Source organism: 'Nostoc azollae' 0708, assembly GCF_000196515.1.
Lineage (GTDB): Bacteria > Cyanobacteriota > Cyanobacteriia > Cyanobacteriales > Nostocaceae > Trichormus_B > Trichormus_B azollae.
This window is the reverse complement of record NC_014248.1, coordinates 4,312,715-4,328,100: the sequence shown is the minus strand read 5'-3', so window position 1 is coordinate 4,328,100 and position 15,386 is coordinate 4,312,715. Positions and strand designations below refer to the sequence as shown.

The 15,386-nt window shown below is 37.9% G+C and carries 8 protein-coding genes and 6 pseudogenes; 8 read left to right on the top strand and 6 right to left on the bottom strand.

The window, feature by feature from the left end; translation table 11 throughout:
* Positions 1 to 125: 125 nt before the first annotated feature.
* The 3 pseudogenes from AAZO_RS31550 to AAZO_RS20205 all read left to right on the top strand — a co-directional run.
* Positions 126 to 428: pseudogene (locus tag AAZO_RS31550) on the top strand (DUF3122 domain-containing protein); the annotation flags it as partial.
* Positions 429 to 467: 39 nt separating this feature from the next.
* Positions 468 to 1,024: pseudogene (locus AAZO_RS20210) on the top strand (NADH-quinone oxidoreductase subunit B family protein).
* 41 nt (positions 1,025 to 1,065) lie between these two features.
* A pseudogene (locus AAZO_RS20205) lies at positions 1,066 to 1,650 on the top strand (CP12 domain-containing protein).
* A 179-nt stretch (positions 1,651 to 1,829) separates the two neighbouring features.
* Here the strand turns inward: AAZO_RS20205 and AAZO_RS31545 are convergent.
* A protein-coding gene (locus tag AAZO_RS31545) for an IS5 family transposase (RefSeq protein ID WP_228371318.1) occupies positions 1,830 to 2,638 on the bottom strand; the annotation gives its coding sequence in 2 pieces (ribosomal slippage) (positions 1,830 to 2,302 and positions 2,302 to 2,638; 810 coding nt in all).
* Positions 2,639 to 2,729: 91 nt separating this feature from the next.
* On the opposite strand from AAZO_RS31545, the pseudogene AAZO_RS20190 reads away from it, so the two are divergent.
* Together AAZO_RS20190 and AAZO_RS20185 are read left to right on the top strand one after the other, a co-directional pair.
* Positions 2,730 to 4,103, top strand: a pseudogene (locus AAZO_RS20190) (Ni/Fe hydrogenase subunit alpha); the annotation flags it as partial.
* A gap of 271 nt (positions 4,104 to 4,374) precedes the next feature.
* A pseudogene (locus AAZO_RS20185) lies at positions 4,375 to 5,280 on the top strand (IS701 family transposase).
* 669 nt (positions 5,281 to 5,949) lie between these two features.
* Here the strand turns inward: AAZO_RS20185 and AAZO_RS20175 are convergent.
* Positions 5,950 to 6,345, bottom strand: a complete 396-nt coding sequence (locus tag AAZO_RS20175) for an Alr5209 family pentapeptide repeat protein (protein WP_013192644.1) — start codon at positions 6,343 to 6,345, stop codon at positions 5,950 to 5,952.
* A 646-nt stretch (positions 6,346 to 6,991) separates the two neighbouring features.
* Here AAZO_RS20175 and AAZO_RS20170 point away from each other — a divergent pair.
* From AAZO_RS20170 to AAZO_RS35730, 3 genes and pseudogenes are all read left to right on the top strand, one after another.
* The gene (locus AAZO_RS20170) at positions 6,992 to 7,513 is read left to right on the top strand and encodes a hydrogenase maturation protease (protein ID WP_013192642.1); all 522 of its coding nucleotides are present in this window, start codon (positions 6,992 to 6,994) and stop codon (positions 7,511 to 7,513) included.
* 21 nt (positions 7,514 to 7,534) lie between these two features.
* Positions 7,535 to 10,309: pseudogene (locus tag AAZO_RS20165) on the top strand (bifunctional acetate--CoA ligase family protein/GNAT family N-acetyltransferase).
* Between the two features lie 107 nt (positions 10,310 to 10,416).
* A complete protein-coding gene (locus tag AAZO_RS35730) occupies positions 10,417 to 10,563 on the top strand; it encodes a hypothetical protein (RefSeq protein WP_013192641.1) in 147 nt (48 codons plus the stop codon).
* A 179-nt stretch (positions 10,564 to 10,742) separates the two neighbouring features.
* Here AAZO_RS35730 and AAZO_RS20160 read toward each other — a convergent pair whose 3' ends face one another.
* From AAZO_RS20160 to AAZO_RS39475, 4 genes are all read right to left on the bottom strand, one after another.
* Positions 10,743 to 12,002 carry a dihydroorotase gene (locus AAZO_RS20160; protein ID WP_013192640.1) on the bottom strand — a complete coding sequence of 420 codons (1,260 nt, stop codon included), beginning with the start codon at positions 12,000 to 12,002 and terminating at the stop codon, positions 10,743 to 10,745.
* 173 nt (positions 12,003 to 12,175) lie between these two features.
* Positions 12,176 to 13,519: a histidine phosphatase family protein gene (locus AAZO_RS20155; RefSeq protein ID WP_013192638.1), complete on the bottom strand. Its 1,344-nt coding sequence runs from the start codon at positions 13,517 to 13,519 to the stop codon at positions 12,176 to 12,178.
* Between the two features lie 717 nt (positions 13,520 to 14,236).
* Positions 14,237 to 14,425: a WCX domain-containing protein gene (locus AAZO_RS42835; RefSeq protein ID WP_476691484.1), complete on the bottom strand. Its 189-nt coding sequence runs from the start codon at positions 14,423 to 14,425 to the stop codon at positions 14,237 to 14,239.
* Between the two features lie 391 nt (positions 14,426 to 14,816).
* The gene (locus AAZO_RS39475; RefSeq protein WP_228371317.1) at positions 14,817 to 15,101 is read right to left on the bottom strand and encodes a hypothetical protein; all 285 of its coding nucleotides are present in this window, start codon (positions 15,099 to 15,101) and stop codon (positions 14,817 to 14,819) included.
* Positions 15,102 to 15,386 lie beyond the last annotated feature (285 nt).

Here is a 15,386-nt window from a genome sequence, read left to right as displayed (position 1 = left end):
TCCTGAGTTTAGGAAGTTTAATCTCTAAGAGTGCCATTGCTGTTGTCACACAAATCGAATAAACTTCAGGAGAAGTTCTTTATCGCTCGCAAGTAAAATTAGATGAGCAATTAGGAAAAGTTCGGCAAGTTGTTTTATTTACACAAACCTATCCTCATCAAACGTCTAACATCAATCTTCGCTTAGTTGGTTTTCCTGGTTGTGCGGAATTAATTCACCCCCAACCATTAACAATTACTTCCAACACAGGCAAAGTTTGGAATGCTGCTGATATCTTGTTGGATGAAGCACCAGCCCCCACAATTGGACAATATGATTTCACTAAAATTTTATTCCAATTACCTCTAGGATCTTTCACTTTATCGATACATTTACCTGGTACGAAATTCATTAATATCTCAGTTCCTGCTCATGTTGTGAAAGAATAGCAATCATTAATTACAAATAACAACTGACAAGACAAAAAAATGACGAAACTTAAATTAGCAACGGTATGGTTAGGTGGCTGTTCTGGCTGTCATATGTCTTTCCTTGATTTAGACAAATGTTTAATAGATTTAGCCGCCAAATTTGATTTAGTTTATAGTCCAATTTCTGATATTAAAGCATATCCAGAAGGTGTAGATATAGTTTTAGTAGAAGGTGCGAGCGCTAATGAAGAACATTTAGAATTAATCCACATCATTAGACAAGGCACCAAAACAATTATTGCCTTTGGAGATTGTGCTGTCACTGGTAACGTCACCGCCATACGTAACCCCTTTTTTAGTGCAAATATCAGCCTCCGATTAGCTTATATTGAAGGTGCAGATGTGAACCAACAAATTCCCCATGCACCGGGTATATTTCCACCCTTACTTGATAAAGTTGTACCCGTCCATTATATTGTCCCAGTTGATATTTGCTTACCCGGTTGTCCTCCTTCAGCACTAAGTATTTGCGCTGCACTAGAACCATTAATAAAAGATTAATAAAAGGAGAAATACCGCGAATAGAAGGACCAGAAATGATTAAATTTAGGTAATTTATTTTGATTGAGATTTTGAATTATTTACGAGATAAGTTATGCTAAAACTAGCAGATGTCATGACACAAGATGTCGCCATAATTAGCAGTTCTGCAAACTTATCCTAAGCAGTAAAATTAATGAAAGCAAGAGATTGGCGTGCTTTAGTTGTTCGTCGTCATCCACAAGATGCCTATAAGATTGTGACTGAAAGTGATTTTGTTTATAAAGTCATAGGTTATGGAAAATATCCAAATAAAGTCCGTGTTTATGAAAACATTACTAAACCTTGTATTGTTGTCAATCCCGAACTTGCTTTAGAATATGTAGCGCGATTATTTGCTGATCATCATTTGCGTCCTGCGCCTGTAATTAGTGGTGATTTATTAGGAATTATTTCCCTCACAGATATTTTAGCTAGAAGTAGTTCTTTAGAAAAACTCCGTACAATTCTATTAAAACAGGAATTACAAGATGAAATCAAAAAAGCCCGTATTATTTGTACCGAAAAAGGAGTTAATTCTTCTGAATGTTCATGAGCTTGGGATGTAGTCGAAGAAGTCCAAGCAATTGCTCACCAACGGGCTAAGAAACCCCTAAAAAGCGCCTTTGAAGAATACTGTGATGAGTATCCAGAAGCCTAAGAAGCAAGGGTTTATGATTTATAATTCGTAAGTCGTAATTCGTAATTAGGGATTGAGAAAATAGTAATTCCAGTTCCCAGTCTTTATATGATAAAAATTGTTATTGATCCGGTTACTCACATTGAAGGACACGCGAAAATTAGCATCTATTTGGATGATGATGGAACTTTAGAGATGATTTATAAAGTAAATGTTGAGGAGACAAGAGGAAGTAGCATAATTCTAGTCATAAGAGCATATATAGCCCCTTCCCTCATTTGTGTTAAACGCTCATAATCCTTGCTTAGACGATGATATTGGTTGAACCACCCAAATGTTCTTTCTACTACCCAGGGTTGTGGTAAAACTTTAAATTCTTGCTCAGTAGGTCCTATGACTTCAACATGAGCTTGAATCAGGAACCAAACTGCAAGTGCAAATTTATCACCGTCATAACCGGAATCAACCCATAAAACTTGGACTTTTTCCAATAATTCTGTGGGTTCCTCTAGCAGTTCCATTAGTGCATAGGCAGCAAGTATTCGTTCTGGGGCATTCGCTTCACTAACAACAAGTTTCAACATAAGTCCCAGGCTATCAACTAAAGTATGCCCCTTTCTTCCTTTTACCTTTTTACATCCGTCAAAACCATACACATCCCCTTTTTTTGGTCAGTGTTGACCGACTGACTGTCTGCGGCGAGCGCAATAGGTTGTGTTGATTTACCTAATTTCGAGCGAACTTGACCACCCAATGTATGGTTGAATTTTTCCCAAACCCCCTGGCCATGCCATTTCCTGTAATAGCTATATACCGTTGACTTTGGCGGGAAGTCACCTGGAAGCATATTCCATTGACATCCAGTTTTCAAATGATAATAGATGGCATTACATATTTCACCCATATCTGTTGTGGGTGGATGCCCTCCTTCTTTGGCTGGTGGAATCAATGGGGCCAGGATTTCCCACTCCATATCAGTTAAGTCTGTGGGGTAAGACTTTCGTTCCATCAGTAGCTATGTAAATACACTACATTTTATGTATCCTATCCTTCCAACATTCCTTGTCTACTCCCCTTTACATTTACTTTATCAATAGCCTCTTAATGATGCGCATTTTCATGTGACAGAATTTTGTGGATTTGAAAAATTCTGTGTAGGTCGTCCTTTGCCGGAAATGCCAGGAATTACAGCCAGAATTTGCGGTATTTGTCCAGTCAGTCATTTATTAGCATCAGCAAAAACAGGCGCTCGCATTCTAGCTGTAACTATCCCCAAAGCAGCTACAAAATTACGCCGTTTAATGAATTTGGGGCAAATTGTTCAATCTCATGCGTTAAGTTTCTTCCATCTTACCGCCCCAGATTTTCTGTTAGGAATGGATAGCGAACCAGCTAACCGCAACCTCTTTGGTTTAATAGCGGCAGATCCAGAATTAGCTAGAGGTGGAATTCGTCTCCGTCAATTTGGACAAGAAATCATTGAATTATTAGGAGGTAAAAAGATCCATCCTTCTTGGGCTGTTCCTGGTGGAGTCAGTAATCCTTTAACATCAGAAAACCGCATCCACATTCAACAACGAATACCTGAGGCTAAAGCCACTATAATTAGTGTGATCCCTTTGTTTAAAACCCTGTTAAAAACCTACGAAAAAGAAGCAAAAGCCTTTGGTAATTTCCCCAGTTTATTTATGGGGTTAGTGAGTCCTGAAGGTTTATGGGAAACCTACGACGGACATATTCGTTTTGTTGATAGTACTGGTAACATAGTTCCTGATAAACTTGACACTGCTAATTATCATGAATTGATCGGCGAAGCAGTGCAACCAGACTCTTACTTAAAATCACCTTACTATCGACCTTTAGGTGATACCGATACTGCAGATAGTTGTCGTTTAGATAGTGGAATGTATCTCGTTGGACCACTAGCTAGATTAAACATTTGTAGCATTATTGTTACAGATTTAGCTGATAAAGAATTAAAGGAATTTCGCAGTTATCCTAAAGGCACTGTTCAATCATCATTTTTCTATCACTATGCACGATTAATTGAAATTTAAGCCTGTATTGAACACATTGAAATTTTGCTTGATGACCCAGACGTTTTATCAACTCTTCTCCGTGCTGAGACTAGGATTAATCAATTAGAAGCAGTTGGTGTCAGTAAAGCACCAAGGGGAACTTTATTCCATGATTATCAAGTTGATGGAAATGGTTTAATGGAGAAAGTTAATTTGATTATTGCTACAGGTCAAAATGACTTAGCCATGAATCGTACAGTTGCCCAAACTGCCCATCATTTTATCCAAGGTACAGAAATCAAAGAAGGAATGTTAAACCGTGTTAAAGCGGGGATTCGGGGTTTTGACCCTTGTTTAAGTTGTTCAACTCATGCCATGGGACAAATGCCTTTATTGATTGAATTAGTCGCTAAAAATGGAACTGTTGTTAATCAAATTCACCGGAATTATCATTAACATGATAACAAACTTGCAAGTAAGAATTCAGAAGTCAGGAGTCAGGAGTCAGAATGTTTGAGAAATTAGTTAATTATCAAATAGGTATTTTTGGCGTTAGCCTGAAAAAGCTGATTGCTGTTCGCCTAGCTTGCCGTTAGGCATTAGCTGAATGATTACACTTGCAATAATCCAGAATCATAATTTTTTAGATCTATAGGAGTTACACATTGATAAAGTAGCAAAATAGTGTAGTTATAAAAAATGTCATCTACTTAGGAGGTATGGGAGAATTAGAGAAATAACCAAACCTTCTACAACAGAATGCAATCTGGAACATTACACTCTGTTGTTGCTATCAGAACTAAAGCATGGGGGATGTTGTAGATTGGCAGAGATATTGGAAAACGTTTCACATGACAGTGTGAATAAATTATTGCTCAGAGAGACATAGGAAACGAAAGATTTATTCGATACAGTAAGGAAAATCATAAATAGAGTAGGAGGGATTTTAACTGTAGATGACACAGTAGTATAAAAATTGTATCGTGACACAAAAAATGCAGAATTAATCAGTTATTTTTGGTCTAGGAAATATCATAAGACCATGAAAGGAATAAATTTAATTACACTGTACTACAGTGATGTGTATGGAAATTCAGTACCAATAAATTACAGAATATACGAGAAGAAGGAGGAAAAGACGAAGAACGATTGTTGTCGGGAAATGCTCAAGGAAGTGATTGATTGGGGTGTAAAACCAAGAATAGTTACAGGAGACAGTTGGTATTCAGGGGTAGAAAGCTGAAAATTTTCGAAAAACCAGAAATTGGGTTTTCTATTTGGGATTGACAAAAATAGAACCGTATCAAATAAACTGGAAAAGTATTGTCTATTAAGGAGTTTAGAAATTCCCGATGAAGGTTTGATAACTCATTTGAGAGCATTTCGATTGATCAAACTGTTTAGACAAGACTTCAAGAAAGAAGACTCTAGAGACTATATAGTGTATCTACCAGATCAAGAAGCTCTCAATCAAATCACCAAAAGTGAATTTGTGACAATTCATAATACTCATTGGGGGATTGAAAGTTTTCATAGAGCTATCAAACAAGTATGTGGAATTTGTCGATTTATGGTTAGAGATAGCCAAGGAATTGAAACACAGAACTTATTCACTTTAGTTGTGCGCGACTAAATTGTGGAAAATCTTATCAATGCTGGTGCTGGTTAATACCCATGAATGAGTTTGTTTGTCAATGCGTAACTTCTAATCTATTAGATTCAATGTTATCTTGGTGCTGGGACTATTATATAATAAAGAAATACCCTAACCTACAATAATTGGATAAAGGTTAATATCAACAAATTTTCGATATCTGACGCACCCTACTAATATACCAGTTGCGTAAGTTTTGTAGTAATTAGTTGGTTAAGTTGGTGATGATTATCTAATCAATGCATTCTCATTATTGGATTCTCCATTTAGTCGACTATTATTTAGAATGCTACAATCAACCATACCAAGATTTACAAGGTAAGTTTGGTTATCGTCACAGATCGATTTTACTGCCTAAAGAGGGTGTGGAATTACCATCTTTCCCTGAATTAACCTTAGATTTAACTAAAGTATTTCCCAAGTAAAAATCAGGTTGTAAAACATAAATTTCCTATTTTTATAGAAAAACAGCAGATTGCAGATCAATGAGGTACAGAATCTAAATTGAACCCTAGACAGCAAGAGAGTTTTACTCCTGACTCATACTGTATGCTATTTTTATATGTCAAGTGATAGAATGGGTTGCCTATAACTCTTGTATTATTGCTGGTATAAATACTAAGGCGGACTATATCACAGCCTTAGTATTTATACAAATGAGTTACTCATGTTTACACCTGCTTTGATAGGGTCAAAATCCGGAGGAAAATGGGTGTTATGGTCACAATCTGCTTTTTCTAAATGGGTTCCCTGTAAATTAGCTTCACGGAAATTAGCAGAAAACAACATTGCTCCTCGCAAATCGGCATTTTTTAAATTAGCCTGACTTAAATCAGCAAAACTCAAATCACAGCCCCGCAGATTAGTACCGCTGAGATTAGCTTCGCTCAAATCAGCATAGCTGAAGTCAGCGCCTTTTAAATCAACACCTTGCAGATTAGCATTACCTAATTCTGCTTTTCCAAAGTCTCTTTTTCCCGCCCCATACTCCTCTAGAATCTTAGCAGTGGTATTAATGGGCTGTTGAAAATTCGCTTCCGGCATAGAACAGCCTCACCTATTTATCTAAATTTTTTTAACTGGGTTTATTCCACCAGGTACATTGATCATACTAACCAAATAATCCCGACGATGAACAAATTTTTAACATAAATTTGTCTAATGACAGCAAAAAGTCCAAATTTTTGTATTTCTTCACAAGTTTCTCAAATCTTTGCGTTAATTTTAAATATGGAATTGATAAACCTATAAAAACCAACCATAAAGGAGTATAGAGGTGGTATTGTACCAGAATTTCTTAGATGTATCCAGTCCATCTAATCACTAGTACCGCCGTGAATTCAAAATCCTTCTTTCAGAAGAGCTACGCTAACAAAATAGTGGTTCCAGCAGGCTGGGCAACAAAATTCAAAATGAATACGGCGTCAGCTTTTCAGTGATTTGGAATGAATGGTTGGTTTATTTACGCCGTACTGTACTAGCGTGCGGGATATATATATGATTATACCTTGGCAAATATGCCAAATGTTTGTACTTGTTCATGTGTAGTCAAACAGATGGATTCAATGCCAAAGTCCCTAGGCTATGAATTAAATTATAAAGCGCTTATAGCCGGAATAAACCATGATACTCAATTAAAAGAGCAAGGTGAAAATCAATAATTACTTACTTCTCACAGGGTGATGAAATAATGCCTAAAACTGCAATGGTCATTGGTTATGGGAATGAACTGCTTGGTGATGATGCTATTGGAAATCGGATAGCAAATGCTATTGAGTCTTGGCATTTATTAACTGTCAAGTCTCTTGCAGTCCATCAATTCACACCGGAACTGGCTGAAAATTTAGCAAAGACTGATTTAGCAATTTTTGTAGATGCTTGTATTAATTCTGAACCTTTAGATATACAATTAAGATCATTACTACTAGATATTAGTAATGCTGTCAATGGACATATCGGTAATCCGCGATCACTTCTTGCTCTCACCGAATCTGTCTATGGTCATTGTCCCCCAGCTTGGTTAGTCACTGTACCAGGATTTAACTTTGAAATGAGCGATTGCATCTCACCATCAGCAGAAAAAGGCATGTTGATCGCACTCATTAAAATTATTCAACTTCTTCCTAAATGTGACAAGTTATGGATGCAATGTGAACAAAAAACAGGTGACAGTGGACAAGTGACAGTCAACAGTGAAGAGACTGATAACTGATAACTAATGACAGGAGTCATTATGCAAAAATCTATTAAACTAACCAGCGACCGGGCTGATGATATCTTACAAACAGAGATAATAAACCCCTTAGATGTTATTTTTACACCTAAAACTGTAGCAGTAATTGGTGCAAATGAAAAACTAGGAAGTATCGGACGTACACTCCTTTGGAATTTAATTACTAATCCCTTTGGTGGTACTGTTTTTCCTATCAATCCTCAACGACACAGTGTATTAGGAATTAAAGCCTATCCTACTATTTTCGATGTTCCTGAAAAAATTGATTTAGCTGTTGTTGCCATACCAGTACATACAGTCCCACAGATTATTTCTGATTGTGTTGATGCAGGAATTCAAGGAGCAATTATTATTTATGCTGGTTTTAAAGAAGCCGGTGCAAAAGGCGTTGTTTTAGAACAGGAAATACTCCAACAAGCACACCGAGGAAAAATTAGAATTATTGGACTAAACTGTTTAGGAGTAATGAGTCCAATTTCTGGTTTAAATGCTACCTTTGCTAGTAAAATGGCATGTCCGGGAAACGTCGGTTTTCTCAGTCAAAGTGGGGCATTATGTACAGCAATTCTGGATTGGAGTTTGCAGGAGAACGTCGGTTTTAGCGCCTTTGTTTCCATTGGTTCAATGTTAGATATTGCATGGGGAGATTTAATTTATTATCTCGGAGATGATCCCCATACAAAAAGTATTATCATTTATATAGAATCTATTGGGGATGCGTGTTCTTTTCTCTCTGCGGCACGAGAAGTAGCATTAACAAAACCAATAATTTTCATTAAAGCAGGTCGTAGGACAGCGGCAGCGAAAGCCGCAGCTTCTCACACAGGTGCATTAGCTGGAAGTGACGCTGTTTTAGATGCAGCTTTTCATCGCTGTGGAGTATTACGAGTTAATAGTATTTCTGATTTATTTGATATGTCAGAAGTATTAGCAAAACAACCACGTCCCCAAGGATCAAAATTAACTATTTTAACCAATGCTGGTGGACCAGGCGTTTTAGCAACAGATACATTAATCGAAAGTGGGGGATAACTGGCACAAATTTCTGAAGAAGTCATTAATTCTTTGAATGAAATATTACCACCCCAATGGAGTCATAATAACCCCATTGATATTTTAGGAGATGCTGATCCCCAACGTTATACAAAAGCTTTAGAAATTGCCGCCAAAGATCCCAATAGTGATGGTTTATTAGTAATTTTAACACCTCAAGCTATGAGAGATCCCACCCAAACTGCTGAACTTTTAAAACCCTACGCGCAAATGTCAAATAAACCAATTTTATTGAGTTGGATGGGTGGTGCAGATGTGGCTGCTGGAGAACAAATTCTCAATCATCAAGGTATACCTACATATCGTTATCCTGATACAGCAGCGCGGGTATTTAGCTATATTTGGCGATATAGTTATAACTTGCGGGGTATTTATGAAACTCCAGTATTACCAAACTTAGAAGCCAGTGCTAGTTTGCCTAATTGTGCTTCAGTAGAAAATATTATTCAAAAAGCAAGACAAGCAGGAAGAACAATTCTTACAGAATTTGAATCTAAAGAAATATTAGCAGCCTATGCTATTCCTGTAGTTGCTGGTAGCATTGCTAAAAGTGCAGAGGAAGCGGTGCAATGTGCAGAAAATCTTGGTTATCCTGTAGTGTTAAAATTGTATTCCCAAATCATTACCCATAAAACTGATGTGGGTGGTGTGCAGTTAAATCTGCGAAATGAGGAAGCTGTAAAACGCGCATATCATCTAATCGAATCCTCGGTGTTAGAAAAGGCAAAACCTGAAGATTTTTTAGGGGTAACTGTACAAGCAATGGTAAAAACCAGCGGTTACGAATCGATTGTTGGTAGTAGTTTAGACCCGCAATTCGGTCCAGTATTATTATTTGGCGCTGGTGGACAATTAGTAGAAGTTTTCCAAGATAGTGCGATCGCACTTCCTCCTCTAAATACAACCTTAGCACGCCTGATGATGGAACAAACCAAAATTTATACAGCGCTCAAAGGTTTGCGCGGGAGAAAAAGTATAGATATGGCAGCTTTGGAGGAGTTGTTAGTTGTATTTAGTCAATTAGTTGCGGAACAACCAGGAATTGAAGAAATTGATATTAATCCTTTATTAGCGATTCCTCCCACTCCTGATCATCCTGGTGGTCTAATAGCTTTAGATGGGAGGATAGTTTTGCATTCTACTGATGTGGAAAATCATCAATTACCAAAATTAGCAATTCGTCCCTATCCTCACCAATATGTTAGCGCTTGGCAATTAAAAGATAGTACACCAATTACTATCCGTCCCATCCGTCCTGAAGATGAACCATTGATAGTAAAATTTCATAAAACACTGTCAGAAGAAAGTGTTTATTTACGTTACTTTCATTTAATTAAATGAAGTCAACGTATTGCCAATGAAAGACTTACGAGAATTTGCTTTATTGATTATGAGCGAGAAATGGCATTAGTGACAGAGTATGAAAATCCAGCAACTAAAGAAACAGAAATTTTAGCAGTAGGAAGGTTGAGTAAATTGCATGGTAGTGATGCTGCGGAATTTGCTATGCGGGTGAGCAATCGCTTTCAATGTCAAGGCTTAGGTACAGAAATACTCAAAAGATTAATAGACGTTGGTAAAAACGAGAAAATCTGCTCTATCTATGCCTATATTTTGGCAGATAATTTAGGGATGCAGCGAGTGTGTGAAAAACTTGATTTCAAAATTTCACCCACAGCACATGCAACAGTATTAAGGGCTGAAATTGAACTTAGCAGGTAAGAATTCAGGAGTCAGGAGTCAGGAGTCAGAATGTTTGAGAAATTGGTTAATTATCAAATAGGTATTTTTGGTGTTATCCTGAAAAAATGGTGACAGGGGTTAAATAAATGTCTTATTTGATAGATGTAAATATATTATTACCTAATGTAGATTTATCTCATACTCATATTCTGACTTTTAACACCAAGGATTTTGCAAGTTATTCGGAAATTACCGCTGTTCATCTAACAGCTATCGCTTCTAAATCAATGTGAAATCTTTATTACTTTTCCAACTCTTGAATAAGAGATCATGTATATTACAGAAGTTTTCAAGTATTTAGACCACATCTTGAATTGATACCTCTTTTTTTCCTATGTACGAAACAAAAACAAGATATGATTTATATACCTGAAAACAGATATAATTTTTCCAAACCCATCCCCTCAAAAAATTAACACCAAGTTTGTAAAACCCGACCTTTAATTTCTTGCCCACACCAAGGTGTATTATTAGAAAGCGTATAAAGGTTTTCTCTATTTACAGTCCAAGTATGTTCAGGATCAAATAATGTTAATTCGGCTTTTTCACCGACCTTAATAGCTTTAATTTCCTGTTGTAAACACGCTGCTGGTTGATTACTCAAAACTCGCCATAATTCTAAAGCCGTGAATTCACCAGTTTCTACCAGATTTTGCCACAATAAAGCTAATGCTAACTCTAAACCAATTGCCCCCGGTGGTGATTCCGCAAAAGCCTGGACTTTTTCCTCATAGGTGTAGGCTGCATGATCAATAGCGATCGCATCTATCACACCCCCACGTACACCCCCACGCAACGCCGCTACATCATTGGGATTACCTAAAGGCGGGTCTAAATGCAAGGCTGTGTGATAACTTTTAACATCACTCGTATCTAGTAACAGGTGCATCCAAGTAGTGCTGGCTGTCACTGGTAAACCTTGAAACTTAGCAGTCGCAATCAGTTCCACACTCCGCGCTGTAGAAACCCGCATAATATGTACAGGAGTTCTAATAGCAGCCACCAATTCTAACAAAGCTGCGAGCGCACTAGTTTCCGCACTAGCTGGAACAGGGGGTAAACCGATACGCAAAGCCTCCGCACCTTCTCGCATCATACCATTAGCTGATAAAGAGCGATCACAAGGCCAAAACGCCACAGGTTTACCAAAAGGTTGCAGATATTCTAAAACCCGCCTTACTATACTCAAATTTTCCCAAGGTTTACCATCCGTAAAACCCACAACTCCAGCAGTAGCTAAATCACGAAATTCCGTTAATTGCTTACCAGCTAAATCTAGAGTTATTGCCCCCCAAATTTGCAGATAAGCTGAAGCTTTCTCCCCAACTCTCTTTTGCTGCAACTGTGCCACCAAAGCCGGATTATCAATAGGTGGACAAGTATCAGGCAAAACAGCAAGCCTAGTAAAACCACCAGCAGCAGCAGCTTGCAAAACAGAAGCCAAAGTTTCTCTGTCTTCAAACCCCGGTTCACCGGAATGGCTATATAAATCAACTAAACCAGTACCCAGAACCAAACCCCGACAATCTTGAACAAAAATATCAGCACTAATATCAGAAATTTGTGATCCCATTGCTTGGATATAACCATCAATAATCAACACATCAGCTATTTCATCAGTTCCCGAAACTGGGTCGATTAACCGTACTTGTTGCAGCAATTCCTTTGTCATTGTATCTATCGGCTATTACGTATAAATGCGTCAGTCCTGTGTCTATTCTATTTCTTAAATACGCAAAAATTAAACTTAGGACTGGGGATGAATGGAGAAATCCAAAATCCAAAATCTCAAATTCCATTACCGACAGCCGATACCATAGAGTGGTGTAAGCCTACACCAGAATCCTACAATGCTCCTGCTGCCGTTTTATCTAATACACCACCACTCAAATGACTAGTAATGTTCATCGCTTGCAGTACTGGTAAACCACTAGCGCCTAAAGGGTAGTCAATAACACTAACTGCCCCATTACCTTGACGGAAATTCCAGAAATTTTCTGGAGATAAACCCAAGATATTGCAGAGTAAAGTTTTATTAGTAGCATCGTGAGCCACTACCAACCCAATTTGCCATTGATTTACCTCAGCCGATTGTAATATTGACTGCCAAGCAGCCACACTACGTTCCCATAGCTGTTGTAAATTTTCCCCTTGCGGCATTTGTACTTCAGCAGGTACAGTACGCCAGCGTTCCAACACTCCGGGAAACTCTTGTTCTATTTCTGACTCAAACTTGCCTTCCCAACTGCCGTGACTGATTTCCCGTAAACCATCTAGTAATTCCAACTTTATATCAGCATGCTTCTGAAGAATAATTTCCGCTGTTTCTTTTGGACGCGCCATAGTGCTACTAAAAGCAAAATCAAGCGCCACCTCTTGGAGAAACTCCCCAGTTTTTCCTGCTTGCGCTCTGCCATTATCATTCAGAGGAACGTCAATTTGGCCTTGAAACTTACCTTGACGATTCCATTCTGTTTCCCCATGACGTACTAATAATAATCTAAATCCTTGATGATTTGGTCGCAAAGTGGGTAAAGTATCTTCCAAATGTTGCGTCTGATTCATTGAATCTAGCTGAACCGTATCACCCAAACCACCCGCAAAATTTAAAACGCTAATCGCGCAATTAGACTGTTGTAGTCCGTGATAAACACTGGGAGGAATACCCAAAGCCGTACTAATCAGAGCGCGGTTAATACCATTATGTCCAACAATGAGAATAGTTTCCCCTTGATGACGAGATAACATTTCTTGCCAAAACTGCTTGGCTTGTTCATATAAAGCCAGAACTGGGAAAAGTTCTCGTGTCCCGTGTGCGTCACTGACAATCATATGCAATTCGTGGGGACGTTTTTTCCAAATACTATAGTCATCAGGAAACTTCTCTTTCACATCAAGAGATAACATTCCTGCCCACAAAGGTAAATCTACTTCAACCAGATGTTCAGAAACCTGAATCACGGACGAATGTTCAACCAACTCACTGCGAATAATTTCCGCTGTCGTCTTCGCTCGGTTGAGAGGACTGCTATATATTGCTGTAAATGCTATATTACTCAGGGCTTTACCCACTTTACCAGCATCGCTCCGACCTTTATCCGTTAAAGTTGACGCATCAGTACGTCCTTGGATACGTCGTTCAACATTATATGTACTTTGACCATGACGCACAATGATGACACGAGTCATTCAAAAACCTCTTCTCTCCAAATTTCTCATTGTACTGCAAAACTTTGGCAGAATAATTGTTTAGATTGGTTGAGTTTTCGAATTAAGAATTATATTTTTGTCTTGACATTCCCATTTTTATCAGAAATTGGATATGTATCAGATTGGGAAGCAGCTTAAAGCTGATCGAAGTTATAGAGCATCTTAGTAAGAAGTTCAAGGGAGAATTTAAGTATTCGTGTATCCTTTATCCTTAATCTAAGGTAGTAATATTTACGACTATCCAGTGTCCTGAATTGCTCAAACTCCACTGACAAGAATGCTCAAAGTCCCAACCCTCAATGACTATCTAACAGACTTCATTCGTATATTTAGACTTTGGCAACAGATCACTGGAGGTTCAGGTCTTGATTTATTGAAGAATTTTGTAAAGGCCAAACAGGGTAAAATAGAAATCTATAGCCAGGACTCCAGCAAGGAACTCTATCAAAGCACACCCACTTTTTTTGAGGGAACCTTGATAAACATCACAATAAACACCACAATTAAATGTGAGGCGAACTACTACTAATTTTACTAGATATGAGTTGTACTTTTAGGACAAAGGTTCTAATATATAAACACAGTTACAGATGATGGTGATTTTGTGACAGTACCGGGTATTTAGATATTGACTGCTAATCCTAGAGCAATCGCATCTGCTAGAAATCACGGTAAGTTAATACCTAGATAATTAGTTTATATTTTTGTCGATGATAATTTTCCCCAGATTTTTTTATACTCTTTTTTAATTTCATCTGTCAACATTTGGGGAGTTAAAATCTCAGCATTTGCCCCATATTTCAAAATCCGCTGACGAAACCAAAACCAATAATCTATAGTTGCCTCAATGTCACAGTATTTTCCTTCCGGATCACGGTCAACGATTTCTTCATCTTTGCGTCGGGGGTGATAATTAGATAATTGTCCGCTTGTCCGATAGCGAATTTTTAATGTGGGAAAGTCGCAGGATAACCAATGAGTAGTAGATGCAGCACCAACATTGACAATTTTATCTAGGCGAAGAATCTGATTTTCATCTATATTAGGCCAATAATCAAATCGGGAAGAACGCCAGTCAGGTACAAATGCAAATAAGTAGAGAGTACTCTCATCTAGTCTTAATTCTGACCTGTCAATATCCCAAATGCGTCCTTATCCTAGTTTGCTTTCATAGCGAATGGTGTAGCGACATCTTTGTTGAAACCGTGCTTTGAGTTGGGAAGCGATGGTATCTAAATTGTGATCGGTATAATCCACCGGAGGATTAAAATCAACTTTAATAGACGGTGGAATATCCTAATTCTGTTAAATTTCCAATACGTTGAATTTGGCTTGCTTGTCCCGAAAACCCCATATTAGAAAGGAAATATCCGGCTATAGCCAGGGCTTCTCGTTGTTCAGTTGACAGAAGCATGGGAAAATTTGACTCAACTAATTTATAGGGACTATAAGTTACGCTGTCTATTTTAATACCGCCGTCTCTAATTTCACGAATAGGACCAGTGAGTTTTTGCTTAACATCAGCATGATCAGCAGATTTACCATGCTGTTCCATAAACATTGAGAGTAACTCTTCTAATTCTTTGCGTCCACGTGGTTTTTCGGCTAGAAGTCGCAGTATTTCCAGGATAAAAGCGATTTGGTTGTAATCAGAGTAAAGGTAATAGCTACCAGTAGTTTTATGACAATTTATAACAGCGATAGTGATTTTAAAGAGTCTGTTATTCTCGATGCACCAGCATTATTTTGGAACTTATTAGGATCGTCTAATTCATTCCGAATTCAGGAGTTTAAAAATGCAATGCAGCGACTCTTGATCCCACCTTCCGCACCCTAACTGTCACAG

What these genes read in the sequence shown, in the direction of transcription:
- AAZO_RS20175 (WP_013192644.1), bottom strand. Translation starts at nt 6,345, where the DNA reads ATGCCGGAAGCGAATTTTCAACAGCCCATTAATACCACTGCTAAGATT.
- AAZO_RS20155 (WP_013192638.1), bottom strand. Translation starts at nt 13,519, where the DNA reads ATGACTCGTGTCATCATTGTGCGTCATGGTCAAAGTACATATAATGTT.
- AAZO_RS39475 (WP_228371317.1), bottom strand. Translation starts at nt 15,101, where the DNA reads ATGTTTATGGAACAGCATGGTAAATCTGCTGATCATGCTGATGTTAAG.
- AAZO_RS20160 (WP_013192640.1), bottom strand. Translation starts at nt 12,002, where the DNA reads ATGACAAAGGAATTGCTGCAACAAGTACGGTTAATCGACCCAGTTTCG.
- AAZO_RS35730 (WP_013192641.1), top strand. Translation starts at nt 10,417, where the DNA reads ATGTCTTATTTGATAGATGTAAATATATTATTACCTAATGTAGATTTA.
- AAZO_RS20170 (WP_013192642.1), top strand. Translation starts at nt 6,992, where the DNA reads ATGCCTAAAACTGCAATGGTCATTGGTTATGGGAATGAACTGCTTGGT.